Raw genomic sequence first — 1666 nt, forward strand, 5'->3', positions numbered from 1 at the left:
TAGACCAATTTATTGCAACCGCAGTAGGACGGCCTTAAGTCCGACAGGCTGCTAGTGATCACCTCCTTTCGACAATAATGTTTTTATAAAGTTCACCCGTCAGCCTGAAGAACGCATTAGAAGGAAAAACAACAAGCTGGCAAGATGATTTACACTGGTCAACCTTGTCTGAATCGATCAGGCCTGGTTCGCAGATCACCAGACGTATCCACGAACTTCGGGGTTTCTTTGTCTTGCTGCCTCGATAAAAGCCTTATCTATTCTAAGCCTGAAAGCAACAAAGATAAACGCACGAGGATTCTGTGCAATTAAGTTCAGCATGTACTCGCGATCATTCAATAATGTATTATTGGCATATCTTAAGGTATCAACATTGACAGCCATTAAGCTTTCAATAATGTTTTTATCACTTCGTATTCTTTCACTGGCATGGCACAAAGCTTTGGGATATTCTGCGACAGCGGCCTTGACTACATCTACATCATTCCTCAGCTCCTCACTCAAATATCGCAGTTCTGCAGGATGTTCTGAAATAGCGGGTAATACAAAAACTTTATCATTTCGAACCCGTTGGCTGGCATATTGCAGTCCATGTTTCAGCAGGCAATTCCTGACCTTTTCTTTATGATCGCCAAGCGGTTTACCCGGTGGCACATAAAACTCCAACCTGTAACAGTAAGATGGATTAATGACAAAGCATTGATTTTCCAAGTCATACACTTGCTCAACCAATCTGGTAGCACTAGTGGGATTTATTAGCAAAAAATGATGTAAGAGTTCCCTGCGGATGTCCTCAGAAATCTCATCACTCATTAATCTTTCACTCAGAAGTTCCCCCGGATTTTCCCTGAGTAACGTTGACTGCCGAGACAGACTTAGCAGCCGGGCACCATAGGCAAACTGTTGGTAGTATTTACTCAAAAACCGGCAGCAACCGGAAGTAATGTGCCAAACACTTCCATTTAGATGAGACTTTACAAAAAGACAATGTTGAAAGGCGAATCTCTCTGCTTCAGTCGCGACATTACGATTAATACGTTGTGCAAGGATGTTAAAGTCCCACTGCCCTCCTTCAAAAATGGGCCTGGAATTCAAATCAAGATCCAGATTATACATAGCACGTAACACAATGATCAGTTTTTCAAAGGCATGCTGCATGGTTTGACGTAATTTCATTCGGGGGCATTCAATGGTCATTTTACCCGCTACAGCGTTGCAACTCAGCTTCATGCTGCCAGCATTTTTATCCAGTCCGATCTCTTTCAATAATTGCGCCAGAAACCACATACGCCTGAACTTGCCGGATTTATCATAATCGGTTACATCAAAGTTGTCGGAGAATGTCAGTCGCAAGGTTCGTCCTTTACCCCCCTCTGCGTGTTCAAGCAGCTCAATAAGACCCACATGACACCCTAACTTCAGGTTAACAATCACGGCTTTATCCATACTGATGACTGTCCCGGAAAGCCCTAGCTCTTTCATAGATGCTTTATCGGAGAGCCTCAATAGCGGTGCCTGTTCACCCGGGGTCGTACAATCGACATAAGTAATGTTTTTTTCCGTAGATATCCTGCCCTGATCTGAAGCCAGAGTGACCGGTGCCAATGCCTCTACAAAGCGCTTATGCAGGGCAAAAATCAGCTCATGGACACTCCGCACCTGCTCA

Annotated in this window: 1 protein-coding gene; it reads right to left on the reverse strand. The window is 44.1% G+C overall.

The features are described from left to right. Nucleotides 1-195: 195 nt before the first annotated feature. Nucleotides 196-1666 (reverse strand): DUF4116 domain-containing protein (locus KDK19_RS10955; RefSeq protein ID WP_257287590.1); only part of this gene is annotated, 1471 nt, incomplete at its 5' end.

The organism is Endozoicomonas sp. ONNA1 (assembly GCF_024606325.1).
Lineage (GTDB): Bacteria > Pseudomonadota > Gammaproteobacteria > Pseudomonadales > Endozoicomonadaceae > Endozoicomonas_A.